The following is a 24,016-nucleotide window of genomic DNA, read 5'->3' as shown; positions in this document are numbered from 1 at the left end:
TATTGGAACTAGAGCTTCATATAAATGACGCTTATATTCTATAGGGCTTCGTCTTCAGCGGCAAAAATAAAAAAAGAACCTCTTTTAAATAAGAGACTCTCTTTTGGTCAGGGTAATATGATAACTTTTTGACAGCTGAAATGTTTCAGCGAGCTGCCTGCGTCCTTGCGCTCCTTGTTCGCGTACATACTCTAATTCGTTTGGTGTAAGAAGCTTCATGCTAATCAGTTTAATAGATTCGTAAGGTAAAGAGAGGCTAGCTGAAACAGAAGGAGACTGAACGCCTAGCAATACACCAATTTCTCCATTTTCATTTACAAAATGAGACGGTACGTCCAAATCAGTAAATTCAATTGAAAGAATATCGTGCTTCATGAATAGTTCTAGCATATTAGGATGAGCGGCAGCATTTTGACTCATTTGATAAAGAAGGTCAAATGCCCAGTGATCCTGGATATCAGATAAAGGTCCGCGCAGAGATTCATCATCGCATTCGATATAGAATTCTAATCCTTTTCCTTGCTTTCGGCTCTTTTCTTCGGGGGATTGAAACGGATCGGACAAGCCGTCGCTTGCGAGAATAACCGTCTCTGTTTTTTGAACACGAATAAATGTTTGACGTCCAGATGGCCAAGCAGGTCCGCCAAAAAACATGGGATTTAACAAATGAGTTAATACGTCTCCGTCTACATGTCCAATTGTGTTCCAGTAGTCTTTTCTTTTTGAGATTGATTCCTCAAGAACACGCTCTGCTTCTTTTTCCTGCTTCTTTTGCTTCCACTTTAAAAATAATGACAAGTATCCCACACCTCTTTACGACTTCATAGTACCCAATATATACCTCATTAAGGGAACTCGTAAACCATTATTTAGTGCATGAAAGTAAATTATTCCTTTAAATTATAAAATTCCCAAAGTTTTCTTAGGAGAGCATAGTATTTTGTCTTTAATAAATCAGGTGAAAAATCAAATAAGCCACATACACGGCCTGTGCGAAGAATAACAAACCCCAAAAGCGTGCTGAAAGATGGGTCAGCTGCTTTAAACTCGTAGCGTCACCTGCATCGTTTGGATATTTAATACTTAATACAAAGATAATAAATGCAGAAAATAGAGATTCTACAAGCAACAGCGCACCAACAAACATCATACTGTAGCGCATAAGCTGTGGATCTTGCAGATAATAGATGCCTCCGAGGATCAAACCGATAGAAAAAAGCCACACAATTCCGTATCCGTTACGTACCCAAAGCAGTAAATTAATAACAACAACACTTCCTAACCCGTAAAAAAGCCAGTCGTAGTGATGGTGAACGAGCAGGTAGAAAAACAAATAAGCCATTGCTGAGCTGAACGGGTAGCCGGCTAAAGCAATAATGACGCGCGGCAACCATCCACGGGATCCCGCGTAGGTGGCAGTCACAGCTACACCTTCATTATTGGTATAAAGCTCAATGCGATTGACGCCTTTTCCGACAATAAGCCCCATTAACGCGTGGCCATCTTCATGAAACATCGTATTTAAATTTGAAAAATAACGTCCAATATGCCGAAGCAGTGTATTAATGCTAGGAGCAAGTGAACCTATAAATGGAATACCTCTTGTTAGCACAAAAGCTAATAAAATAAATAAAAAAAGCGTAGTAGATTGTTCCATCGCGATAGTCCTTTTCGTAAAATGATATGTTTCTACTTTACTCGCAAACGTGCTAAAAGGGAAATAAAACGGCTAGTTTCTCTAGGGAAAGGGAAGCTGGGAGATCTACATAATATTAATGTTAACAGACCTGACACATTCATTGACCAGCTTATTCCAAATTTTATATTCTAAACAGATATAAGAAATGAGGAGATGGTTGAATGAAAGATACGTGGAACGCATTTGTAGACAGTGATCTTTACGTACCTCCAACGGGAACGGGAATGTTAAATAACTTGAGTTTTGCGTTAAAAGACGTATTTGATGTACAAGGACATATATCAAGTGCAGGAAATCCGGATTGGCTCGCCACGCATCAGCCTGCAAGCGAACATGCAGACGTAGTAGCTGCTCTTTTAAAAGAAGGAGCTGTACTGAAGGGAGTTACGCACACCGACGAGCTTATGTACGGACTAAATGGTGAAAATGCACATTACGGAACACCTATAAATCCAAAAAGCGCAGATCGAATTCCGGGAGGATCTTCGAGCGGATCAGCGGTTGCTGTGGCAGCGGGAATAACTGATTTTGCAATTGGAACAGATACGGGAGGATCGGTTCGAATTCCTTCAAGCTACTGCGGTATTTTTGGGTATCGTCCTTCTCACGGACGCATTTCTACAAACGGTCTGATTCCACTTGCTCCAAGCTTTGATACAGTTGGTGTAATGGCTAGAGACGGCCACACTCTGCAAAAAGTAGGAGCGGTTTTATTGAATTCAACGTCGCGTGCTAGTGGATTTACACGGCTGTATGTACCAACAGATGTGATGGAACTTGTGGATGAACAAAGCATGCGAGCTCTTGCGCCGTCTATCAACCACGTAATGGAGTCTTTCTCTACTATAGAAGAGATAGCGATTGCTCCTCAGGGTTTTTCTACATATATGGAAACCTTCCGTCTGCTGCAAGGAAAAGAAATCTGGCAAACGCACGGAGAGTGGATTCAAAAAGAAAATCCAACGTTTGGAGAAGACATCGGAAGCCGCTTTCAATGGGCCAGCACTCTTACATTATTAAATATGAATTATATAGAAGAAAAGCGTCGTGAACTTCGCTATTTTATGTACTCACAGCTTGGGGAAGAAGGAATATTAGTACTTCCTACAGCTCCAGGACCAGCACCTGTAAAAGATGCAAAAGGGCTGGAGTTAGAAAACAGAAGATTGCGAACACTTCAAATGACGTGTATTGCCGGCCTAAGCGGTCTTCCTCAAGTTACGATACCTGCAGGAGAACTAGACGGTTTGCCAATCGGTTTATCTTTTATTGCAGGATACAACCAAGATGAAAAATTATTAAATTGGGTAAAAGAAAACAGCGATCGTATCATTCAAGCATCGGTAAGGAGCGTATCATGAAGTTAGTAAATATAATAGAGCAAGGGAAAGAACAAGCAGCCATTTTAGACAATGACAGCATTCTGCTTATAGAAGATATCAATACTAAATATTTAACAAACTGGTCTACAACAATTTGGGATCTTATTCAATATAAAGAACTTCGCCACCTTGAAACATGGTATGCCCATAATAAATTTGGTATGAACAGCTCTTTTCCCTTACTGCACTTGCAGGGCAGAAAAACAGCTCCTATCATTAGTAATCCGTTGAAATTATTAGGCATTGGGTTTAATTATGCGGCTTCTGAAGAAAAACTAAAAGCCTACGACCGTGCCATTGATCCAGTTAGTTTTTTAAAACCCGCGACCACCATTATTGGACCAGATGACAGCATTCGTATTCCAAAGCAGTCCTACAAAACAACGGCTGAAGCAGAACTAGCGGTGGTAATCGGCGAAACGTGTAAGGATATAGAGCCAGATGAAGCCATAAACGTAATTGCTGGTTATACGTCAGCAATTGACGTAACCGCAGCTGATATTCATGCGGCGAATCATCGCTACTTAATGCGAGCGAAAAGCTTTGATACATTTTGCAGTATAGGCTCAGAATTTATCACAAAAGAAAGTATATCAAACGTGAAATCACTTCAAGTGCGCACATTGCTAAACGGAAACGTACAGCATGAAAATACAGTGTCTAATATGATTTACGACATCGCATACTGTGTTTCATTTTTCTCAAAAGTCATGACGCTGCATCCAGGTGATATCATCCTCACCGGAACGCCGGGACCGGCTGTTATTGAAGACGGGGACTGTATTGAATGTCAGATTGAAGGGATGCTTCCATTAAAAAATAAAGTAAAAGATATGAAGAAAGTGCCTCAGCAAATCTAAGAAGAAAACCCGTTGCTTACACGCGCGGGTTTTTAAGTAGAAACGAATATCTTCACACTCAGTTCACAATTAGTAGATATACTAATTAAAAGATAGCATTTGCGTTATCATATACTGAAAAATGAAATATTTACAAATGGAAAAGAAACGGGTACGATATCTGTAGCGACACTTAATAAAAAGGAGCTGACTGACAGTATGATTTTAGTCATCGGAGGAGCAGGCTATATCGGAAGCCACCTAGTAAAAGAATTAGTGAAAACAAATGAAGTTGTGGTACTTGATAATCTATCAACGGGTCATCGCTGGGCAATCGATGAGAAAGCGGTATTCGTAGAAGGAAATCTAGGTAATGAGAAAGATTTAGAAAGCGTATTCACAAATCATAAAATTGATGCTGTCATGCATTTTGCTGCTAATAGTTTAGTAGGGGAGTCAGTAACAGATCCTCTTAAATATTATCAAAACAACGTAGCTGCGACGTTAACCCTTTTACAAACGATGATGAAGCACAATGTGAAAAAGTTTATTTTTTCATCTACTGCTGCTACATATGGGATTCCTTCTGTAGATATCATTACAGAAGATACGGCAACAAACCCAATTAATCCGTACGGACGTTCAAAGTTAATGATTGAACAGATTTTAGCTGACTTTGCAAGTGCTTACGATATGGAATATGTGGTGCTTCGTTACTTCAACGCAGCGGGTGCTTACGAAACAGCAGAAATTGGTGAGTGCCATGATCCTGAAACGCACTTAATTCCAATCATTCTTCAGCACCTGCTTGGTGAACGTGAAAACATCTCTGTATTCGGTTCAGACTACGATACTGAAGACGGAACGTGCATCCGTGACTACATTCACGTAACGGACCTAGCGAATGCTCATATCTCAGCGCTTCAAGCCCTGTTAGACGGCACGAAGAAAACAGCAACGTACAATCTTGGAAACGGCCTTGGCTACTCTGTAAAAGAAGTGATCGAAACGTGTGAAAAAGTAACCGGTAAAAAAGCGAATGTCGTTATGGCAGACCGCCGCGCTGGAGATCCGGCACGCCTAGTTGCATCTTCTGATAAAATCCACGCAGAATTAGGCTGGAAAGCGCAAATTTCATTAGAAAAAATCATCGCATCAGCTTGGAACTGGCATCAAAACAGCGCAAAAGTAACAAATTAATAAAAAGTGCCTCTTTTCTTTTTGAAAGAGGCTTTTTTGTTACAATCAAACTGATTTATGTTCTAAATAATCATTTTGAAAAGCCAGTGGTTTAGCCCATGGACAAGCCTTCTCCTTTTCGGACATTTTCCCTAAACAAGCACGACTTTTGTTCTTTTCCATATGATGTAGGTAAATATACCATTCACAACTATCCCGTTTATAAAATAGTCCGCAAGGAGGTTATGATATGTATTACTGTGTAAGATGCTCCAAATTTCATGACGAACAGGAAAAAGAAAACATCTTTCAAAATGGTTTTTACATTGATCCCTATTTGCTTCAAAAAGTTCATCTGGGCATGTGCGTACACAAATCCCCGTCAATCAAACAAATGAGAGCCGTAGAACGATTCGAAACGAAAAAAATGTAGAATTCACATTCACAAATAAGAAGCTAGATCTAACCAGGTCTAGTTTTTTCAGTGAATAACAGCTTTCTTCAGCTATCTTTCATGTAATATTAAGAGAAATTTAAGACAAGCCCGCTATACTAGTTAGTAGACGTATACATAGGATATGGTACGTTAAGAAATTGAAACAGCAGTCCGTTTTATAAACTAGAAAGGATGGCGTCAAATGATTTCTGAAAAACGATCACTTTTGTTGAAAGAACAAGCAAAGCTTCTCGCATTAAAAGAATATAAAGGCATTGTCAAATCCATATCGCTGAGTAAAATACTCACTCTTCCTATTTATATAGTAGACATCCTTACGTTAAACGGAGAAGAGCATAAAGTAAAAATTAACGCCCAAACCGGCAGTATTTTGAAAGAAAAAACGATTCCTTTAACCAAAAGCCGTGCAAAAGCATACGCGTTAAGACAGCATAAAGGCATTATTGAATCGGTTGTTCTTGCTAACAAGCAATATGAAATTGTGATTCTTGGACTTGATGGAAAAACCCACAGCGTGAAGATTGACGCTGAAATTGATGTGCTGGCGCAAGAAGAGCGAAACGTTCAGTAAACGTCTTATATTATGTAATCAACCTCACTTTGTTGAAAGTGGGGTTTTCTTTATTTGGAGAAACCTGTAGCAAAGGTAACAAATAATAAAAAAGAAACGATTACTTATCTAAAAGAAAGGGTAAGTGATAGTAAAAAATAACCACTTCCTAATTATGGTTCTTTGATTCGTTCTGCTTATGACTCTCCCATTATAAGTATGATAGTATCGAACATGTATAAAACATAGGTTATAACATAACTAAAAGGGTGTGCGACAATGAAAAAACGTACGAAGACCATTATTGCAGTCATTGCAGGAGCTGCTATTTTAATAGGAGGAATATGGATGATAAACGAAAGCCGATACCCAAACGTCCCTGCTTTTGATGATCACTTTACGCGTGAATTCTTAAACAAAGATAAAAAAGTGGACGATGGGTTTTATGAATTTAAGTCGAAGACCGGGCAGTATACGATGTGGTTTCCGGAGGAGTATCAGTTGTTACATGAAAATGAGCAACAGTATGTAAGGGATGGAGATTTTTATGAAAGATGGAAAGCTTCATCAGTTAAGAATAAAGAAGAAAATCAGTTGAACTATTTACAAGTAAAGTTATCAGAGAGCAATCCTGATGATGAATCTATTTACGTGGAGAGTTTATTTAAAGATGAGTTTGGAGTAAATAATCCTCAAAAGTGGGAAACAGCTAATACACGTATATACTTTGATACAGGATATCTTTATTTTAAGGGAACAGAAGAACATGTTATCTATGATAAAAATAAACATGCTCCCAATACATATATAGCATACGTAGCAGATAAGAATTCTAGTAAAGTAATAGAATTATGGTTCGATGACAGTCTAAATAATCAAGTTGGTAGGGAATCTGACAAAAAAGATTGGTTTGTAAAAGTACTGAATAGTATTCATTTTAAAGAGGGAAAGAAGCATGAATGATAAATGCATTTTAGATGATAGTTTAAGAAATAAAATAACTCAACTTGAATATAAAAACTTATCTAATAAAGAAAAAGAAATTAAAGAGATATACAAAAAACATACAGGGAGAGAAATTCCTAATTTTGAAATTTATAGTAGCTCAGAGATGGGGATTGGAAAAAAGTCTGGATTTGACGGAGCTGCTATTCATTTTTATGATAAACAAAGAAATATTAACGAAGTCTATTATATTTTTAGAGGCACTGAGCCGTCTAAGGACTTTGGAGATGTTGTTTATGATGCTTTAGGTGTTGGGGCTGGAAAAAATAATGCACAGATTAACGATGCAGTAAAGATGTATAAAAAAGTAGAGGCAAATTTAAAAGGCTCTAATGTGAAAGTAAAAAGATATGGCGATGGGCATTCTTTGGGAGGCCACCTTATAGTAACATTGAGCTTGATAACGAAGAATTTTACAGGTGTAAGGGGCCTAAATGATGCACCTGTTAATGTAAAGCAACTAGTGGAGCTTGATCAGACCTTTGCAAGGTACGTGGAGCATCAAGTAGGCAGAGAAAATAAAATATCTGCTAAAAGGCTAACAGAACTAGCCAACATCTACTATGAGAGACAAAAAGCTGCTATCAGCCATACTTGGGTGAAAGGTGAACCAATGCATGCACAATCGTTTCCTGGCAGCTGGTATGCAGGCAATAAAGTAACCATGCTTGGAGATTTAGATACAGAAGAAATGATTAACATTGGAAAATATCCTTTTCAGAAAGAAGCAAAATGGAACCCAGTGTATATGATAGACCAATTTCGCTATAATCTTGGAGTGAAAACGATACTAGGTGGCTTAGGCTTTGCAAATGATCATGTAAAACAGGAAACGTTACTCGACCTTCCTAATAAGAGTGAGCAATACCTTGAGCATATAAAAAAGTATCCTTTTCTCCATTTAGGTGAGATAAAAGCTGGAGTTGCTCTAGGTGCAGCAGGTGGAGTTAATTTACTAACTAGTCCCGGGGGGTTCTCACAGGTTTATAAAGGAATATCTCAAAGAGATCAAGCAAAACTCCACGGAATTAATTATGTTGTCAAATACACAGAAGCTAATGCTATGAAGACGTATTATCAGGTTTTTGATTCAGGATCTCAGGAAGAAATCTTGCTAGATTATGAACAAATGAAGAAGTTTGTTTATTACTGTGCTAATGCCATTAAAGACAAAGAGGCAAACTTAAATGCACTAAAGCAGTATTTACATAGTGAAATTAACGAAGTCTTCGAAGCTAAGAAGAAAAAATTAAAAATGAAAATATCCAGAGAAGAAGCTTCTCCCCAGTCATTTATGGAAAAGGCAGATAAAGACGAAGCTACTCTCGCTTGGTTTGGACAAAAGCGTGTGGCTGAAAAAGTGACGTTTGACAAAACGTTTGATTCGCTAGACGATAGTGTATTTACCCCTGTTGAAGAGATTATTTCTTCTATTCAAGAGGAAGTTACATACTATCAAAAGTTTCTTGAAGCGTTCTTCCAAAATTTCGAGAAGATGATGGAAGCAGACGAATCGGTAGCTTCAGATATTAAAAGCATGAAAGAAGTAGTAGGGGGGATTTAATTGTTTGATTTTGATTTTACACACACAGGAACAACGAGCGGTAAATATACGTTCCAATTTGATAGTGATGACTTTAAGGACGAGCAGGCAAAAAGGATTAAAGAGTTAATCAAAAAGGATCAAGAAGTAAATGAAAAGCTTTGGCATGCTAAAAGCTATTTAGAAAACCAAACGGGTGAGTTTGCTGATGCTGTTAAAAGTAAATTAGAAGCAGCTGAGCGGGGATATACGCTAAGGGCTCAGCAGTATGATACTGGAGCATTTCAGCATATTATGAGTTTTATGCATTCTGTTAAAGATATGCATAAGAGAGAGTACGAAATTCGATATAAAGAATCAATGGATGAAAGTGAATTAACATAAGGGATACTGCTATTCCTCAGACAGTGGTCTGAGGGATTTTTATATGTTGAACAATTTACATTAAGTCCCGTTTATTTCAAAAGAATAATAAAGGGAGTGTATGACCATGAAAAAACGTACGAAGACCCTTCCCGCAATCATTACAGGGGCAGCTATTTTAATAGGTGGAATATGGATGATAAACGAAAGCCGCTATCCAAATGTCCCAGCTTTTGATGATCACTTTACACGTAAGTTCTTGAACAAAGATAAAAAAGTGGACGATGGGTTTTATGAGTTTAAGTCCAAGACAGGGCAGTATACGATGTGGTTTCCAGAGGAGGACCAGCTGTTGCATGAAAATAATCAACAGTATGTAAGAGACGGTAATTTCTATGAAAGATGGAGGGCTTCGTCTATTAAAAAGTATGAAGGTGAAAACCAAATAAACAATATACAAGCTACATTTTCAGAAGCGAGAAAACAAGAAAACGAAGAATTTAGCGTATCAAGTTTATTAAAGAGACGCTTCAATGTCAGTAAACCGGAAAAGCTAGAAACAGATGAAGTTCGAATCTACTATCAATCAGCTTATATCTATTTTAGAGGGACAGATAAATACGTTATAGATGATAAAAGTAAGCATGCTCCTAATACATATGTAGCATATGTAGCTGATAAAAACTCTAAAAAAGTTATTCAGCTATCTTTTGATAGTATTGGTGAGCGTTCAGATAACTCTGAGCCTATAACAGAAGAGTGGTTTATAAAACTTTGTAAAAGCATCCATTTTAATAAGCCAAACAACGGAGATGTAAGAGGATGAAAAAACATACGAAGACTATTATTCTAGTCATTGTAGGAGCCGCAATTTTAATAGGCGGCATATGGGGCGTAAACGAAAGCCGTTATCCTAACGTTCCAGCTTTTGATGATCACTTTACGCGCAAGTTCTTAAACAAAGATAAAAAAGCAGCTGATGGTTTTTATGAGTTTAAGTCAAAGACAGGACAGTATACGATGTGGTTTCCAGAGGAGTATCAAGTTCTACATAAATACCGCGAGGATTACACTAGAAATGGCGAATCATATGAAAATTGGTCAGCTGCTTATATTAAACCCTACGAAAATGATCAACAAACGTACGCTATCAATGTTAAATTTTCGGAGAACGACACAAAATCAGAATTAATTTATGTAGAGAGTTTATTTAAAGAACAATTAGGCAGTAAAAAACCTAAACAGTTAGAAACCTCTAATACAAGAATTTATTATGATTCTGCCTATACATATTTTCGTGGTACTAACCAACATATAGTACATGACAGTAAAGGAAATCCACCCAACCTTTATGTCGCATATGTAGCAGATAAAAGCTCTGATAAGGTAATCAAATTAATATACGATAGTGTAGGAGAAAATACAGAAACAAATCAAATGGATAGAAAGAAATGGTTTTTGAAAATGCTAAAAAATATTCATTTTAACGAGGGGAAATAGTAGGGGATTTATAGAGAAGAAGAGATAGCGAGTTAAATGAAGAAAGTTATAAGATTTGCTTTAGCTGTTAGTATATTAGCTGTAGGTATAATGTTTTTTTTGTAATGCTTTATAGGGGCTATTATCGTTAATTTTCCAACGAGCGTCTATTTATCAGTACGAGCAATTTGTCTATGATTACAAACTAACGATAAGAGGTTATTGTGCTAAGTATATGGTAAACGTAAATTTCACATATTAGGTGCTTCTAGGGGTTGATTGGAGGGCAAGGCGAAGACTCCTGCGGGAAAAGCGGAAGTGGTGAGACCCCGCAGGAGCGTAAGCGACGAGGAGGCTCAGCGGCCGCCCGCGGAAAGCGAAGCCATGCACGGAAATCAACCGCGGTGTAACAAGCAGTCCAGCTCCTTTATCCAATTTGTTTGTTTTAGATGAGATTGAGTCCGCTCTTTTTTGAAACATCCTTTACAGCCTGTCTATCAAAAGCATAAAAGTCTCTAAAACACTTCTTTGTTGCTATCATAAGTCCCCAGAAAGTCTCAAAATACCTAAATCGTCTAATGGAATATCTTACTTTTAATGGACAATTATCTGTTTTTAGGATATATTTTTATAAGTTTAGGTTATGGAAGAAATAGTATATTGAAGACGAAAGGTGATTAAACGAAAGAATGGATGCTCATGTTTTAAAGGAACTGACGTATGAAGACTTTCAGTTTGTATATCAGCCTATTTATGCGTTGAATTCGTGGAACACGCTGGGTTTTGAGGCTTTGTTGCGCACGGCTTTCGCAAAAGGGCAGATTGAAGAGTTGTTTTCACTGGCAAGACGCCATAATTATTTGTACAAGCTTGATACGATGGCAATTGAAGGGGCTATAAAGAACTTTCCGTTTGAGGTATTGAAATCTGAAGATTTATTTATCAATGTGTTTCCATCTACTCTTCTCCACCCGCATTTCCAACTGTTTTTAACATATCTGTTGAACACCTATAAAAATGCGAAACATCGTATTGTATGGGAGTTAAATGAAACGCTTCATGAAAAGATTTTATGGGAATCGTCTGCTCTTTTTGCCCGAGTAATGAGTTTGAAAGAGGCGGGTTTCAAAATTGCGATTGATGATTTTGGAGCAGGAGCCGCAGCGATGAGACAGGTAAGCATGTATGAGCCTCACTATATGAAATTGGACCGAAGCTATGCTGAAGGGCTAGCCGACTGCAAGCAAAAGAAAGATCTGATTGATTTGCTTGTTAACTATTATCCGCATACGAATCTCATTTTAGAAGGCGTTGAACGAGATAAAGATTTAGCCGCAGCGATTTCGTTAAACCTACATGCTGCTCAGGGCTATTTGCTGGGCATGCCGCAGTCGATCTCTTCCTACTTAACTTATAATAAGTACCGCAGTTTATTCAGACGAGAAAGGCTGCTGAACTCTTAAACCATACACTTCACTAAATAGATAATTTATCGTAATATAGGAATAAGTAATTAGACCTATATGCAACGCAGATGTCTTGAATTTTTATAAAATTATGTGATTTTGTGCGATTGTTAAAATATTTTAAGGGATAAAGAAGACGTGTTGGTTTGGAGTAATGAGTGAATTGCATATCAAAACAAGACGTTTAGTGAAATTCCAAAGGCAGATGGAGGATATTTAGTATGTATAGTGAAGGGGTATTCCAATTTTATTTTATGAATATGCCGCAGCCTGTGATTTTAATCCAGCAAGAAAAACATCAGCTATATTATAAAGAAAGTAACAAAGCAGCTCAGCAATTCTTTGACAAAATGGAAGACAAGATAATCAATAAAGAAGAAAATCTGCTTTTTTACACACTTTGTGAAAAAGCTATTGCCACGAAAGAACCAATTCAATATCAATACATACAGCTTTTCCAGCCCGACCGGCATGCATATGAAGTAACATTTACCCCTCTTTTTAATCAAGCGACAACCCCTTCACATGTCCTTGTCATGGCTCAAGAAATTCATTGTAAAAAAACGCAGGAAGAGAGCACGCGTTTACTCGATGCGTTTCTAGAAAACACGGTAGATGCCATTCTAATTGCTGATTGTGATGAGAAGGTCTTAACAGTCAATGGAGCATTTGAAAAGCTATTTCAGTGGAGAAAAGAAGAAGTTATAGGAAAAAGCCGTCAAGAGATGAACATCGTGTCAAAGAAAGAGGAAAAAGAAAACCTTAAATTAATAGAAGAATTAAAAAGTGGTAAGACGCTGCCTCCTTATGAAACAGTCAGGTACACAAAAAGCGGCGAAAGCGTGTGTGTATCTGTCAGCTGTTCACCGATTTATGACTATCAAAATCAACTGGTCGCCTATTCGGTGATTTACCGAGATATTGCAGCTATTAAAAAATTGGAATGGGAGCTCATAAAAAGCAAACAGTGGTACAAATCGTTATTTACAAACCACCACCACGCGGTTTGTATGCTGAATTTGGAAGGCACGATTTTAAATGTCAACAGTGCATTCTTAAAAACGCTGCAGCTTTCTGCAAGCGATGTGCTCCATCAAAATTACCGAGATATTGCTAAAAGACTGGGAGCCTGTAATTACAAACGCTGGAATGTATATGAAGAAATCAGCTACAGCACAGAGCTAACATTTCGTAGAAGTCAACATTCCGCACAGCACGTGTACATTACAACCATTCCTGTCAAAGTAAATAATCAAACGGTTGGTGCTTACGCAATTTTACACGATATTACGCCTCAAAAAGAAGCAGAAGAACAGCTGGCTTATACGCTGAAAGAACTTGAAAATATAAAATATGCGCTCGATGAATCAGCTAGCGTTATGATTATAAATGCAAGTGGAACTATTACCTATGTAAATGATATGTATGTACAGTATTCAGGTTATGAAAAAGAAGATTTATTGGGGAAGTATTATCGAGATGCAGGGCTTCATCATAACCACGATGAGCTGCTTGAAACAATAAAAAGCGGAAAGGTATGGCGAGGGCAGCTTGAAATGGGGACGAAGCATCATCAGTCATACTGGGTATCGAAAACAATTGTGCCCCTAAAAGATATAGACGGAAATATTACTCATTATGTATCTATTCATAATGATATTACTGAACAAAAAGCGCTAGAAAATAAACTTCATTTTGAAGCCACTCACGATAGTTTAACAGGTCTTCCCAATCGGGCGATGCTGTTAAAAGAGTTAAACAAAGTAATTGAAAAAGGGCAGCGGAAAAGCGATGAGTTTTTTGCGCTTTTGTTTCTCGACTGTGATAATTTTAAACAGATTAACGATGAATATGGCCATCATATAGGCGACGAATTTCTAAAAGCATACACGAAGAGATTAAAAAGCTGTGTACGGAAAGGCGATCGTATTTATCGTTTGGGCGGCGACGAGTTTATCATTATTTTAAACGTAACAAATGGAAGGGAAATTGAACAAATTGCTAGGCGGCTTCATGTATCTCTTCAGCAAAGCTGGAATGTACGGGGCTATTGTTTGCGCACAACAACTACCATCGGCGTATCTATTTATCCAGAGGACGGGGAATCGGCTGCTTTATTATTAAAAAATGCAGATGATGCGTTATACAAAGGGAAAAGAGAAGGGAAAAATAATTATATCCTCTATCAAACGTAAAAAAGCCTCACTGGAGGCTTTTTTATTTTATCCATGTTTTTGCCCACTTACTGACGGGCCCTAAGATCATACCAAGCTCTGATCCTTTTTTGGTTAAGATATATTCAATGCGAACGGGACGTTCAGGAATAACGTGCCGGATCACAATTCCTTCTTCTTCTAACTCTTTCATTCGTTCGGTTAACATTCGTTTACTTAAAGAGGGAATGCTGCTGTGAATTTCACTAAAGCGTTTAGGACCGCTCATCAGGACATAAATAATTAACCCATTCCATCTTTTTCCTATTATATCAAACGTTTTCCACACTTTTGGACATAACTCATCAAATTCATTCATTGATGTCACCTACTTTATCGTATATAGGATATTAAAAGTAACTCTTATAATGTTATTATATACTAGCATTTGGATAATGAAAAGGCTATCTTTTTTTATTTTCAAAACTTTCAGTAGCTTGGAAACGCTGTATTGTAAAGTTTTTAAAAAAAGTCACAGAATCGACATATTATTATTGACGTATCAAGAAAAAAGGTCTAAGATTGGTTACATAAAGTTACCTAGTTAAATAAAAGGTACTTTAAATTTACAATTACATCAAGAGTTTGAGAAAGAAGGTTAGTATCAAATGGATATCCTTTTGGCTATTCTTCCTGCGATTTTCTGGGGAAGTATTGTCCTGTTCAACGTTAAATTGGGCGGAGGTCCTTACAGTCAAACGCTTGGGACTACAATTGGTGCGCTGATCTTTTCAGCCGTTATTTACTTCGTAGTTCATCCAGTGTTGACGCCGCTTATTTTTATTGTCGGAATCGTTTCAGGATTATTTTGGGCAGTTGGGCAAAGTAATCAGTTGAAAACGATTGATTATATTGGTGTTTCAAAAACCATGCCAATTTCAACTGGTATGCAGCTTGTGACGACATCATTGTTTGGTGTTATCGTATTTCACGAGTGGTCAACAACAACAACCGTTATTTTAGGCGTGTTAGCTCTTATCTTTATTGTTATTGGTATTGTGTTAACATCACTAGAAAGCGAAAAAAACCCAGAGCAATCTGGACAATTCAAAAAAGGGATTATTACCCTTGTTATTTCAACAATTGGATACTTAGTGTATGTAGTTGTCGCTCGTTTATTTAATGTAGACGGATGGTCGGCGCTATTCCCACAAGCTATTGGTATGTTAATTGGGGGACTTATACTTACTTATAAACACAAACCGTTTAATAAATACGCAATTCGCAACATTATTCCAGGGCTGATTTGGGCAGCTGGTAATATGTTCTTATTTATTTCTCAACCTAAAGTAGGGGTTGCAACAAGCTTCTCATTATCACAAATGGGAATTGTTATTTCAACGCTTGGCGGTATCTTCTTATTAGGAGAAAAGAAAACAAAGCGCCAGCTTATTTCGATTACGATTGGTATTGTGCTCATCATTTTAGGTGGCGTATTCCTCGGAATGGCTAAAAGTTAACGTTTACGTAAAAGTTAATGATAGTATGTATGAATAAATGAAAACACTAGGAGGATTTTATTATGTATACAGATTTAAAAGATAAAGTAGTTGTAATTACAGGTGGATCAACAGGTTTAGGACGCGCAATGGCTGTTCGTTTCGGTCAAGAAGAAGCAAAAGTTGTTATTAACTATTACAACAATGAAGAAGAAGCTTTAGATGCGAAAAAAGAAGTAGAAGAAGCAGGCGGACAAGCAATCATCGTTCAAGGCGACGTAACAAAAGAAGAAGACGTTGTAAATCTTGTTCAAACAGCTATTAAAGAATTTGGTACATTAGACGTTATGATTAATAATGCTGGTGTTGAAAACCCAGTTCCTTCTCATGAGCTATCTCTAGATAACTGGAACAAAGTTATTGATACAAACTTAACAGGTGCATTCTTAGGAAGCCGTGAAGCAATTAAATATTTCGTTGAAAACGACATTAAAGGAAACGTTATTAACATGTCTAGCGTTCACGAAATGATTCCTTGGCCATTATTTGTTCACTACGCAGCAAGTAAAGGCGGTATGAAACTAATGACGGAAACATTAGCTCTTGAATATGCGCCAAAAGGTATCCGCGTAAATAACATTGGACCAGGTGCGATGAACACACCAATTAACGCAGAGAAATTTGCAGATCCTGTACAACGTGCAGACGTAGAAAGCATGATTCCAATGGGTTACATCGGTAAACCAGAAGAAGTAGCAGCAGTTGCAGCATTCTTAGCATCATCACAAGCAAGCTATGTAACAGGTATTACATTATTTGCGGATGGCGGTATGACAAAATATCCTTCTTTCCAAGCAGGAAGAGGCTAATAGTTTTTAATCGATGTAGAAAAAAGAGACATGGCAAAATTGCCATGTCTTTTTTCTATACCTAAGAGAATTTCACCCCCCCTTTCTGGGGTGGTGAAATTCTCCTAGGTAAAACCTTTTAAAAGCTTTTTGTACTTCCCTTATAAGTTTTATTGTATTAGCCAGCCATTTTTTTGTTAGAAGAAGGCTGGTTTTTGTCTTTTAGTTTGCTAAAGATAAAGGCTAGCACTGAGCCTGAGATGTTGTGCCAGACGCTGAAGATGGCGCTTGGGACAGCGGCTAGTGGCGAAAAGTGAGTGGAAGCGATAGTGACGCCGAGCCCTGAGTTTTGCATGCCAACTTCCATTGCCACTGCTTTTTGTTTGGCTAGATCCATTCCGCATAAGCGGGCAAAGAAGAAGCCGATTGTGAAACCAAGAATGTTGTGAAGAACAACTACGGCAAAAATGATACCGCCTGTTTTAGCAAGCTGTGCTTGGCTTCCTGCCACAACGGCGGATACAATCAAGACAATCGCGACTACTGAAACAAGGGGAAGGGCTTTGGAACTTGCTTCTGCAGCTTTTCCAAAAAACTTTTTGATAGTAAATCCAAGAGCAAGCGGAATGATGACAACTTGTATAATGGAAATAATAAGAGACATGATATCAATATCGACCCACTTGCTTGCAAATAATAAAATAAGAAGCGGTGTAACAATCGGTGCTAAAATGGTTGAAACAGAAGCGATAGCAACTGCGAGCGCAACGTTTCCTCGAGCCAAAAAGACCATTACGTTTGATGATGTGCCGCTTGGACAGCAGCCTACTAAAATAACGCCCACTGCTATTTCTTTTGGTAAATCTAAGCCAATCGCCAAACCGAATGCAAGAAGCGGCATAATGATAAAATGTCCCACCACGCCTAGTGCTACTTCTTTCGGTCTTCGAAATACTTCACTGAAATCAGACGCTGACAGCGTTAATCCCATTCCAAACATGACAATTCCTAAGAGCGGAACGATGTACTTTCCAATCCATACAAAGTGCTCTGGGAATGAGTAGGCAATAACGGAAATTAAAATAACCCAAAGCGTAAACGTTTTTCCTGCAAATGTACTGATTTTCTCTATTGTTTTCATCTGTACGATACCTCCTGCGAACTATAAGAAGAAATTATACTATTTATTCAGAAAAATGAAAACAGTATTTTTGTAAAATAGTACAGAATATTTTATCTTTTGGAGATTATTTCAGTTTAAATGCAAGCATTCCTTCATTGAATACACAGAATATGTGGTAATATAAAGAAGTTAGTTTTAGAAAGTCGGAGGAGTTTAGTCATGAAATTTATCTATATTTTGTCTGTCCTTCCGTTCGTAGGCATATTAGGTTTTCTCCCTTTTGTTAATCGAGTGACTCCATTTGTTCTCGGTATGCCGTTCAATATGTTTTGGATGGTGATATGGGTGGTGCTTACGTCCATTATTTTAGGGGTTATGTACAAGCTTGATCCCAGAAATCGGGAAGGGGAAGAAGAATGAATAGTGCACTTATTATTATTTTATTATTTTTAGTGGCAGCTATTTTTCTTGGCATACGATCAACCAAAGGCAAGGATATGAACTTGGAGCAGTGGACGGTAGGCGGACGCGGTTTCGGGGCTGTTTTAGTGTTTGTGCTGATGGCCGGAGAAATCTATACAACGTTTTCGTTTCTAGGCGGAAGCGGATGGGCTTATGGAAAAGGAGCTCCTGCACTTTATGTCTTAATTTATATTAGCTTATCATATGTCTTATCATACTGGCTTCTTCCTGTTATTTGGAAGTATGCAAGAGATCATAAGCTCGTTTCGCAGCCTGATTTTTTTGTAAGCAAATATAAAAGCCCTTATCTTGGTGTGCTTGTAGCTGCTGTAGGAGTGATTGCTGTCATTCCTGTTATTGTTGTGCAGTTAAAAGGATTGGGGATTATTGTATCACAGGCATCATACGGCGCCATTTCAATGCCGGCAGCCATTTGGATGGGAGCTATCAGTTTAACGCTGTATGTTATGATATCCGGTATCCATGGTTCTGCGTGGACGGCCGTTATTAAAGACATTATGATGCTTGCTGTGATTGGATTTTTAGGCATTTATTTACCTTTTCATTATTACGGAGGATACGGTCCGATGTTTGAAGCGGTGAATACAGCGAAGCCAGGGTTTTTAAAGTTTCCTGAGCAAGGATTAAGCGTCACGTGGTTTATTTCGACCGTTATTTTACTAGTACTTGGTTTTTATATGTGGCCGCAGGTGTTTAGTTCAAGCTATACAGCGAAAAATGCAAAGGTATTTCGTAAAAATGCAATCATTAGTCCTCTTTATACGCTGATGCTGCTCTTTGTATTTTTTGTTGGATTTGCAGCTATTTTAAAAGTTCCTGGTTTAAGCGGAGGAGACGTGGATCTTGCGCTATTACGGATCTCAATCCAAACCTTTGATCCTTGGTTTATTGGAATTATAGGAGGAGCGGGTTTGCTGACAGCGCTTGTGCCGGGGTCGATGCTGTTAATGAGTGCGTCAACGCTGCTGGCTAAAAACATATACAAACCGTTTGCGCCTCAAGCAAGCGAAGCGCGTATTGCTCGTTTAGCGAAAAGTTTTGTACCGGTTGTGGCTCTCATTTCCGTTTACTTTACGCTAAACGGAGGAACGACGCTGTCAACAATTATTTTAATGGGCTATAGCCTAATGACACAGCTGTTTCCATCTCTGCTTTTCAGCTTGAAGAAAAATAACTTTGTAACGAAACAAGGAGCAGCGTGGGGGATTGTTGCTGGAATTATTGTAGTAGCCTATATTACAATCAGCGGATCTACTATTGGTACGTTATTTCCATCACTGCCTCAGCAAATGAAAGATATCAACGTCGGATTTATTGCGCTGCTTGTCAACTTTATAGTAATGTGGGCAGTCAGTATGCTCACGAAGAAAAACAGCGTTTCTGCATAAGAAGCGCTGTTTTTTTGATCAAACAGCAAAGAGCCAAAGGAATATAATTATCCTTTGGCTCTTTATGTGGCTTTTAACCGATAATTTGCAAAATGTCCTACATCAACTGATTTACGCTAAAGCGGGAACTCGGTCGTTATAGTAAATAACTTCCGATAGGATCTTACACCCTTTAATCTCCTGAAATGTCTTTTTCGCCTCTACCTCTGATTCAAATTCAAACATAGTCGGACTTTGGTTTTTCGAGTAAACGGTAATGATCCACATTGTAAAATAAGCTCCCCCTATAAAATAATAGTTTTCCTTTTTAGTGTAGCTATCAGGTGATGTAATAATAATTGAATAGTTGTGATACAGCCTCACATTTTAAAAGGTACTTCTACTATACAACAAAAATTACAAAATAAAACAAGAAAATCTAAAAAACTACAGAGAATAATGAAAGAGAATAAATAACCGTTTATATATGGGCTATATTTATAAATGGAAGTAGGAATGCAAAAAAATATGGGGAAGAGCGATTGTCTTTTAGATTGCTAAACTATATACTTATGTTCAAAAAGTGCAGGAAGTGAACGATGAAAGTTGATACGGTAGTAAAAAAAGATGTTTTACTCATTCTGGTGATGATAGTCGTTGTGCCGCTAGCAGGAGAGCTTAAATATTATCCTTTTCATGATACGTATAGAGTTAGCTTTGCTGTGCCCATTTTTTTCTTTTCACTGCTGCTTTTAAGAAGAGTTTCTCCTGTTATACCAGGTATTTTAGTTGCTGGTGCTATAGTGGGTTTTCGGATGTGGCTTGATTGGTATAGCTACGAATCATTTGATTTTATTCATTCGTTGCAGATCAGGTGTTCAGCAGGGGTCTATTATCTCGTTTATGCAATTGCTTTTTCTTGGTTTAAAATTAACGATTTTCATTCAAAGCCGTGGATTATTGGCATATGGAGCATCATCATCGAAACGGTTTCAGGCGGAATGGAATTGTTTTTTATGTATGTAATGGTTCATCATCATATTGTGTTTCCGGAGTTCATGCAAATTTTTATTGTAGGCGTCTTTCGAAGTTTCTTTGTTTTATGTCTGTTTAGCATGATCAAACTTTACGAAGGGCAGCTGAGAGAACGACAAATCTCTCAAAAAAATGATCAGCTGCTTGTTGTGCTTTCAAATTTATATGAGGAATCCATTCATTTGAAAAAAACGCTGCAGGACGCTGAGAGAATTACGAAAAAGTCGTATGATTTATATGAAGAATTACACGAAGCGAATATAGAGCAGCTTACTTCGCTGCACGAATTTAGCCAAAAAGCATTACAAATTGCAGGAGAAGTACATGATATTAAAAAAGACAATCAGCGGATATCAGCAGGACTGTCCAAGGTCATTACAAAAGAAGAATTTTCTGAGTATATGGAAATCGAAAGTCTGCTTCAAATCGTCATGCGCAGCAATGAAAAATATGCGGCGATGTTAGCAAAAGATATTCATTTTTCATATTCGATTCTAGGAGAACACTCTCGCTATCACGTGTACTTATTTTTGTCATTAATTAACAACTTAGTAACGAATGCAGTTGAAGCAATTGAAAAAGAAGGGACGATTATTATCGACGTATGCCGAGAAGAAGACCGAATCTTACTGTATGTGAGAGACAGCGGTCCCGGCGTGAAAAAAAGGCATGAACATCTCATTTTTAAAGCGGGATTTACATCCAAATACGCAAAGGACGGGACACCTTCTACGGGTCTTGGGCTTGTCTACGTTAAGCAAATGACCGAGCAGCTGGGAGGGAATATTCAGTTTATTAATCTGTCTCCAAGCCCCGGTGTTCAATTTGCTATAGATTTACCTATTTCTACGTTAATGGGGGATAAGGACTAATATGCGATTTTATATTATAGATGATGACGAAGTCTTTCGTTCAATGTTAGCTGAAATCATTGAAGATAATGATCTAGGGGAGGTTATAGGAGAAGCAGAAGACGGGATTGTGTTAAACGATCAGTTTTCTCTATTGCAACAGATCGATATTTTATTTATCGATTTGTTAATGCCCATTCAAGATGGAATCGAAACCGTGCGCAAAATAAAGGGTAGTTTTAAAGGGAAAATTATTATGATGTCACAAGTAGAAACGAAAGATTTGATTGGAAAAGCCTACTCGCTTGGCATTGAATACTATATTACAAAACCGCTCAATCGTATGGAAGTGCTCATGGTCATTCAAAAAGTAATTGAACGAATTCATGTTCAACAATCAATGGAGAAAATTCAAGAATCGTTAAATACCGTACTTAATGTAGGAAATCAGCAAAAAACGCCTTCTTTTGGTAAAAAAGAAAGCGATCCGGCAGAAGCGTGCAGGTTTCTTTTAAGAGAACTTGGTATTTTAGGAGAAAGCGGAAGTAAAGATTTGATTGAAATCATCAATTACTTGCATCAAACGGAAAAAAGCACGATGTATGAACAGCATTTTCCGTCTCTCAAAGAAATATTTGAGAAAATTACTGTGAGAAAGCTTGGTTCATCTTTTTCAGAAGACGTGTTGCAAAAAGAAATGAAAGCAGCCGAGCAGCGAGTAAGAAGAGCCATTTATCAGTCTTTAAATCATTTGACCTCTCTTGGTATGGTTGACTTCTTTAATCCTAAATTTGAAAATTATGCTTCTAAGTTTTTCGATTTTTCAATGGTGCATCAGCGCATGAGAGATATAGAAAAAGGTACGGGAAAAAGCAGTACTCCGAGTCGTATAAACGTAAAAAAATTTATCCAAATGCTCTATTATGAAGTCAAACAAACGCTGTAGTAAAAAAACTACAGCGTTTTCATTTTGTAATTTTCTAAAAACTTTTTTGTTAGTTTCAGTAGGTTTTTGTTAGATTTTGTGATGCCTGTGATAATGTAATCTTATGAATAAAAGAACTACTTAATAAACAGTTCTTAATGGAATTGTATCTGTTGAATACATTAAGTGCAAATAAACAGCTTCAAGCTGTTAGAAAAAAGAAGGAAGGTGCAAAGATATGTTCAAAAAGCTTGGATTAGCAGGACAAATTCTAATTGGTTTGATTGCAGGTATTATTGTAGGGGCTATTTTTTACGGAAATCCTAAAGCAGTTGAGGTGCTCCAGCCAATTGGAGACGTATTCATTCATTTAATTAAAATGATCGTGGTGCCGATTGTTATATCTAGTATCATTGTGGGCGTTGCGGGTGTTGGTGATATTAAGAAGCTTGGTAAATTAGGCGGAAAAACAATTCTTTACTTTGAAATCATTACAACGGTTGCCATTGTTGTAGGCTTATTAGCAGCTAACTTGCTTCACCCTGGTACTGGTGTGGACCGCAGCGGTCTTGAAAAATCAGATATCAGCAGCTACACATCAACGGCAGAAGCTACAGAGCAAAAAGGATTTGTAGAAACATTTGTTCACATCGTTCCAACGAATGTATTTGAGTCAATTGCTGCAGGCGATATGCTGCCAATTATTTTCTTCTCGGTCCTATTTGGACTTGGAATTGCATCAATCGGCGAAAAAGGCAAGCCGGTTTTAAGGTTCTTTGAAGGCACGGCAGAAGCGATGTTTTGGGTAACGAATTTAGTTATGAAGTTTGCACCGTTTGGCGTATTTGCATTAATCGGTGTAACCGTATCAAAATTTGGACTAGCGTCTCTGATTCCGCTTAGTAAGCTTGTAATTGTTGCTTACGGCACAATGATTTTCTTTGTATTAGTTGTACTAGGACTTGTAGCTAAATGGGCAGGCGTTAACATCTTCCACTTATTAAAAGTGCTAAAAGATGAGCTGCTACTGGCATTTTCAACTGCAAGTTCAGAAACAGTATTGCCGCGTATTATTGCAAAAATGGAAAAGTTTGGATGTCCTAAAGCCATTACATCTTTTGTTATTCCGACGGGATATTCGTTTAACTTAGACGGATCTACTCTTTATCAAGCGCTTGCTGCGATTTTTATCGCGCAAATGTACGGTATTGATATGAGCATCACACAGCAAATTTCACTGATATTAATTTTAATGGTTACATCTAAAGGAATTGCAGGAGTTCCGGGCGTATCGTTTGTTGTACTGCTTGCAACGCTTGGATCTGTAGGACTTCCGGTAGAAGGGCTTGCTTTTATCGCTGGAATCGACCGTTTGTTAGATATGGGACGTACAGCGGTAAACGTAATTGGAAACTCACTTGGTGCGATTGTCATTTCGAAGTGGGAAGGTCAATTTAATGATAAAGACAAGGAAGCTTATATTAACGAAGTAACAAAAAAAGTATCGTAACAACAAAGAGTCTGGGACAAAAGCATTGTAGTTGAAGAAAGATCCGAACGATTATTCGTTCGGATTTTTTTCATGTTGATGTAGATTTTATCTGTGCAGTTGCTTCTAGTTGTTGATTGGAGAGTAAGGCAAAGACTCCTGCGGAAAGCGAAATCTTGTATGGAAATCAACGGCCGTGCAACAAGTGATCCATACCAGCTCATTTATCCAATTTATTCGGCTTTAGATGGAATTTATTTAGTTATGTCTCAATCTTTTTT

24 protein-coding genes are annotated in these 24,016 nt (G+C 37.8%); 20 read left to right on the top strand and 4 right to left on the bottom strand.

Translation table 11 applies throughout. The features are described from left to right. Positions 1 to 84 precede the first annotated feature (84 nt). Positions 85 to 807, bottom strand: a complete 723-nt coding sequence (locus AC4NPH_RS09860) for a suppressor of fused domain protein (RefSeq protein WP_235565481.1) — start codon at positions 805 to 807, stop codon at positions 85 to 87. 139 nt (positions 808 to 946) lie between these two features. Continuing rightward, on the bottom strand, positions 947 to 1,657 hold the full coding sequence (locus tag AC4NPH_RS09855) for a M50 family metallopeptidase (RefSeq protein WP_029324942.1): 711 nt from the start codon (positions 1,655 to 1,657) through the stop codon (positions 947 to 949). Positions 1,658 to 1,860: 203 nt separating this feature from the next. Here AC4NPH_RS09855 and AC4NPH_RS09850 point away from each other — a divergent pair, with 203 nt between their 5' ends. From AC4NPH_RS09850 to AC4NPH_RS09790, 13 genes are all read left to right on the top strand, one after another. After that, complete coding sequence (locus AC4NPH_RS09850) at positions 1,861 to 3,060, top strand: amidase (protein WP_029324943.1); 1,200 nt, start codon at positions 1,861 to 1,863, stop codon at positions 3,058 to 3,060. Then, entirely contained in the window at positions 3,057 to 3,941 is an 885-nt protein-coding gene (locus tag AC4NPH_RS09845) for a fumarylacetoacetate hydrolase family protein (RefSeq protein ID WP_491938711.1), read from the top strand. The genes AC4NPH_RS09850 and AC4NPH_RS09845 overlap by 4 nt, the downstream gene beginning before the upstream one ends. Positions 3,942 to 4,139: 198 nt before the next feature. Next, positions 4,140 to 5,120, top strand: coding sequence for a UDP-glucose 4-epimerase GalE (galE, locus tag AC4NPH_RS09840; protein WP_013055746.1), 981 nt, complete (start codon positions 4,140 to 4,142; stop codon positions 5,118 to 5,120). A gap of 229 nt (positions 5,121 to 5,349) precedes the next feature. Continuing rightward, a complete protein-coding gene (locus tag AC4NPH_RS09835; RefSeq protein WP_013055747.1) occupies positions 5,350 to 5,532 on the top strand; it encodes a DUF3973 domain-containing protein in 183 nt (60 codons plus the stop codon). 205 nt (positions 5,533 to 5,737) lie between these two features. After that, a complete protein-coding gene (locus AC4NPH_RS09830) occupies positions 5,738 to 6,127 on the top strand; it encodes a PepSY domain-containing protein (protein ID WP_053486912.1) in 390 nt (129 codons plus the stop codon). Positions 6,128 to 6,385: 258 nt separating this feature from the next. Beyond that, positions 6,386 to 7,069 carry a YvcA-related protein gene (locus tag AC4NPH_RS09825; RefSeq protein ID WP_013055749.1) on the top strand — a complete coding sequence of 228 codons (684 nt, stop codon included), beginning with the start codon at positions 6,386 to 6,388 and terminating at the stop codon, positions 7,067 to 7,069. Continuing rightward, on the top strand, positions 7,062 to 8,675 hold the full coding sequence (locus AC4NPH_RS09820) for a DUF6792 domain-containing protein (protein ID WP_013055750.1): 1,614 nt from the start codon (positions 7,062 to 7,064) through the stop codon (positions 8,673 to 8,675). The genes AC4NPH_RS09825 and AC4NPH_RS09820 overlap by 8 nt, the downstream gene beginning before the upstream one ends. Further along, entirely contained in the window at positions 8,676 to 9,038 is a 363-nt protein-coding gene (locus tag AC4NPH_RS09815) for a hypothetical protein (protein WP_055989245.1), read from the top strand. Positions 9,039 to 9,144: 106 nt separating this feature from the next. Beyond that, complete coding sequence (locus tag AC4NPH_RS09810) at positions 9,145 to 9,843, top strand: YvcA-related protein (RefSeq protein WP_013055752.1); 699 nt, start codon at positions 9,145 to 9,147, stop codon at positions 9,841 to 9,843. Further along, positions 9,840 to 10,517, top strand: coding sequence for a YvcA-related protein (locus AC4NPH_RS09805; protein WP_013055753.1), 678 nt, complete (start codon positions 9,840 to 9,842; stop codon positions 10,515 to 10,517). The genes AC4NPH_RS09810 and AC4NPH_RS09805 overlap by 4 nt, the downstream gene beginning before the upstream one ends. Positions 10,518 to 10,771: 254 nt before the next feature. Next, the gene (locus tag AC4NPH_RS09800; RefSeq protein WP_013055754.1) at positions 10,772 to 10,906 is read left to right on the top strand and encodes a hypothetical protein; all 135 of its coding nucleotides are present in this window, start codon (positions 10,772 to 10,774) and stop codon (positions 10,904 to 10,906) included. A 279-nt stretch (positions 10,907 to 11,185) separates the two neighbouring features. Continuing rightward, positions 11,186 to 11,959, top strand: coding sequence for an EAL domain-containing protein (locus tag AC4NPH_RS09795; protein ID WP_097813336.1), 774 nt, complete (start codon positions 11,186 to 11,188; stop codon positions 11,957 to 11,959). 224 nt (positions 11,960 to 12,183) lie between these two features. Beyond that, a complete protein-coding gene (locus AC4NPH_RS09790) occupies positions 12,184 to 14,157 on the top strand; it encodes a diguanylate cyclase domain-containing protein (protein ID WP_098197031.1) in 1,974 nt (657 codons plus the stop codon). 22 nt (positions 14,158 to 14,179) lie between these two features. Here AC4NPH_RS09790 and AC4NPH_RS09785 read toward each other — a convergent pair whose 3' ends face one another. Next, positions 14,180 to 14,494, bottom strand: coding sequence for a winged helix-turn-helix transcriptional regulator (locus AC4NPH_RS09785; protein WP_013055757.1), 315 nt, complete (start codon positions 14,492 to 14,494; stop codon positions 14,180 to 14,182). Between the two features lie 289 nt (positions 14,495 to 14,783). Between AC4NPH_RS09785 and AC4NPH_RS09780 the strand changes: the two genes are divergently transcribed. Next, positions 14,784 to 15,635 (top strand): RhaT/GlcU family sugar-proton symporter, encoded by an 852-nt coding sequence (locus tag AC4NPH_RS09780; protein WP_013055758.1) that lies wholly within the window; start codon positions 14,784 to 14,786, stop codon positions 15,633 to 15,635. Positions 15,636 to 15,697: 62 nt separating this feature from the next. Continuing rightward, a complete protein-coding gene (gene gdh, locus AC4NPH_RS09775; protein ID WP_013055759.1) occupies positions 15,698 to 16,483 on the top strand; it encodes a glucose 1-dehydrogenase in 786 nt (261 codons plus the stop codon). 157 nt (positions 16,484 to 16,640) lie between these two features. On the opposite strand, the gene AC4NPH_RS09770 is transcribed toward gdh, so the two are convergent. Further along, positions 16,641 to 17,603: a bile acid:sodium symporter family protein gene (locus AC4NPH_RS09770; protein WP_013055760.1), complete on the bottom strand. Its 963-nt coding sequence runs from the start codon at positions 17,601 to 17,603 to the stop codon at positions 16,641 to 16,643. Positions 17,604 to 17,804: 201 nt separating this feature from the next. Here AC4NPH_RS09770 and AC4NPH_RS09765 point away from each other — a divergent pair, with 201 nt between their 5' ends. The 5 genes from AC4NPH_RS09765 to AC4NPH_RS09745 all read left to right on the top strand — a co-directional run bounded on the left by AC4NPH_RS09765 (position 17,805) and on the right by AC4NPH_RS09745 (position 23,756). Continuing rightward, a complete protein-coding gene (locus AC4NPH_RS09765; RefSeq protein WP_013055761.1) occupies positions 17,805 to 18,005 on the top strand; it encodes a DUF3311 domain-containing protein in 201 nt (66 codons plus the stop codon). Then, positions 18,002 to 19,456 (top strand): sodium:solute symporter family protein, encoded by a 1,455-nt coding sequence (locus AC4NPH_RS09760; RefSeq protein WP_013055762.1) that lies wholly within the window; start codon positions 18,002 to 18,004, stop codon positions 19,454 to 19,456. Before AC4NPH_RS09765 ends, AC4NPH_RS09760 begins: the two co-directional genes overlap by 4 nt. 578 nt (positions 19,457 to 20,034) lie before the next feature. Further along, positions 20,035 to 21,342: a sensor histidine kinase gene (locus AC4NPH_RS09755; RefSeq protein ID WP_013055764.1), complete on the top strand. Its 1,308-nt coding sequence runs from the start codon at positions 20,035 to 20,037 to the stop codon at positions 21,340 to 21,342. Position 21,343: 1 nt separating this feature from the next. Continuing rightward, entirely contained in the window at positions 21,344 to 22,267 is a 924-nt protein-coding gene (locus tag AC4NPH_RS09750) for a response regulator (RefSeq protein WP_013055765.1), read from the top strand. A 217-nt stretch (positions 22,268 to 22,484) separates the two neighbouring features. Further along, on the top strand, positions 22,485 to 23,756 hold the full coding sequence (locus AC4NPH_RS09745; RefSeq protein WP_028407730.1) for a cation:dicarboxylate symporter family transporter: 1,272 nt from the start codon (positions 22,485 to 22,487) through the stop codon (positions 23,754 to 23,756). Positions 23,757 to 24,016 lie beyond the last annotated feature (260 nt).

The sequence above is a fragment of the Priestia sp. MDV22-iso46 genome, from assembly GCF_058629175.1.
This window is presented reverse-complemented; position numbering and strand designations above follow the sequence as displayed.

What these genes read in the sequence shown, in the direction of transcription:
- AC4NPH_RS09855 (WP_029324942.1), bottom strand. Translation starts at nt 1,657, where the DNA reads ATGGAACAATCTACTACGCTTTTTTTATTTATTTTATTAGCTTTTGTG.
- AC4NPH_RS09850 (WP_029324943.1), top strand. Translation starts at nt 1,861, where the DNA reads ATGAAAGATACGTGGAACGCATTTGTAGACAGTGATCTTTACGTACCT.
- AC4NPH_RS09845 (WP_491938711.1), top strand. Translation starts at nt 3,057, where the DNA reads ATGAAGTTAGTAAATATAATAGAGCAAGGGAAAGAACAAGCAGCCATT.
- galE (WP_013055746.1), top strand. Translation starts at nt 4,140, where the DNA reads ATGATTTTAGTCATCGGAGGAGCAGGCTATATCGGAAGCCACCTAGTA.
- AC4NPH_RS09835 (WP_013055747.1), top strand. Translation starts at nt 5,350, where the DNA reads ATGTATTACTGTGTAAGATGCTCCAAATTTCATGACGAACAGGAAAAA.
- AC4NPH_RS09830 (WP_053486912.1), top strand. Translation starts at nt 5,738, where the DNA reads ATGATTTCTGAAAAACGATCACTTTTGTTGAAAGAACAAGCAAAGCTT.
- AC4NPH_RS09825 (WP_013055749.1), top strand. Translation starts at nt 6,386, where the DNA reads ATGAAAAAACGTACGAAGACCATTATTGCAGTCATTGCAGGAGCTGCT.
- AC4NPH_RS09820 (WP_013055750.1), top strand. Translation starts at nt 7,062, where the DNA reads ATGAATGATAAATGCATTTTAGATGATAGTTTAAGAAATAAAATAACT.
- AC4NPH_RS09810 (WP_013055752.1), top strand. Translation starts at nt 9,145, where the DNA reads ATGAAAAAACGTACGAAGACCCTTCCCGCAATCATTACAGGGGCAGCT.
- AC4NPH_RS09805 (WP_013055753.1), top strand. Translation starts at nt 9,840, where the DNA reads ATGAAAAAACATACGAAGACTATTATTCTAGTCATTGTAGGAGCCGCA.
- AC4NPH_RS09795 (WP_097813336.1), top strand. Translation starts at nt 11,186, where the DNA reads ATGGATGCTCATGTTTTAAAGGAACTGACGTATGAAGACTTTCAGTTT.
- AC4NPH_RS09790 (WP_098197031.1), top strand. Translation starts at nt 12,184, where the DNA reads ATGTATAGTGAAGGGGTATTCCAATTTTATTTTATGAATATGCCGCAG.
- AC4NPH_RS09785 (WP_013055757.1), bottom strand. Translation starts at nt 14,494, where the DNA reads ATGAATGAATTTGATGAGTTATGTCCAAAAGTGTGGAAAACGTTTGAT.
- AC4NPH_RS09780 (WP_013055758.1), top strand. Translation starts at nt 14,784, where the DNA reads ATGGATATCCTTTTGGCTATTCTTCCTGCGATTTTCTGGGGAAGTATT.
- gdh (WP_013055759.1), top strand. Translation starts at nt 15,698, where the DNA reads ATGTATACAGATTTAAAAGATAAAGTAGTTGTAATTACAGGTGGATCA.
- AC4NPH_RS09770 (WP_013055760.1), bottom strand. Translation starts at nt 17,603, where the DNA reads ATGAAAACAATAGAGAAAATCAGTACATTTGCAGGAAAAACGTTTACG.
- AC4NPH_RS09765 (WP_013055761.1), top strand. Translation starts at nt 17,805, where the DNA reads ATGAAATTTATCTATATTTTGTCTGTCCTTCCGTTCGTAGGCATATTA.
- AC4NPH_RS09760 (WP_013055762.1), top strand. Translation starts at nt 18,002, where the DNA reads ATGAATAGTGCACTTATTATTATTTTATTATTTTTAGTGGCAGCTATT.
- AC4NPH_RS09755 (WP_013055764.1), top strand. Translation starts at nt 20,035, where the DNA reads ATGAAAGTTGATACGGTAGTAAAAAAAGATGTTTTACTCATTCTGGTG.
- AC4NPH_RS09750 (WP_013055765.1), top strand. Translation starts at nt 21,344, where the DNA reads ATGCGATTTTATATTATAGATGATGACGAAGTCTTTCGTTCAATGTTA.
- AC4NPH_RS09745 (WP_028407730.1), top strand. Translation starts at nt 22,485, where the DNA reads ATGTTCAAAAAGCTTGGATTAGCAGGACAAATTCTAATTGGTTTGATT.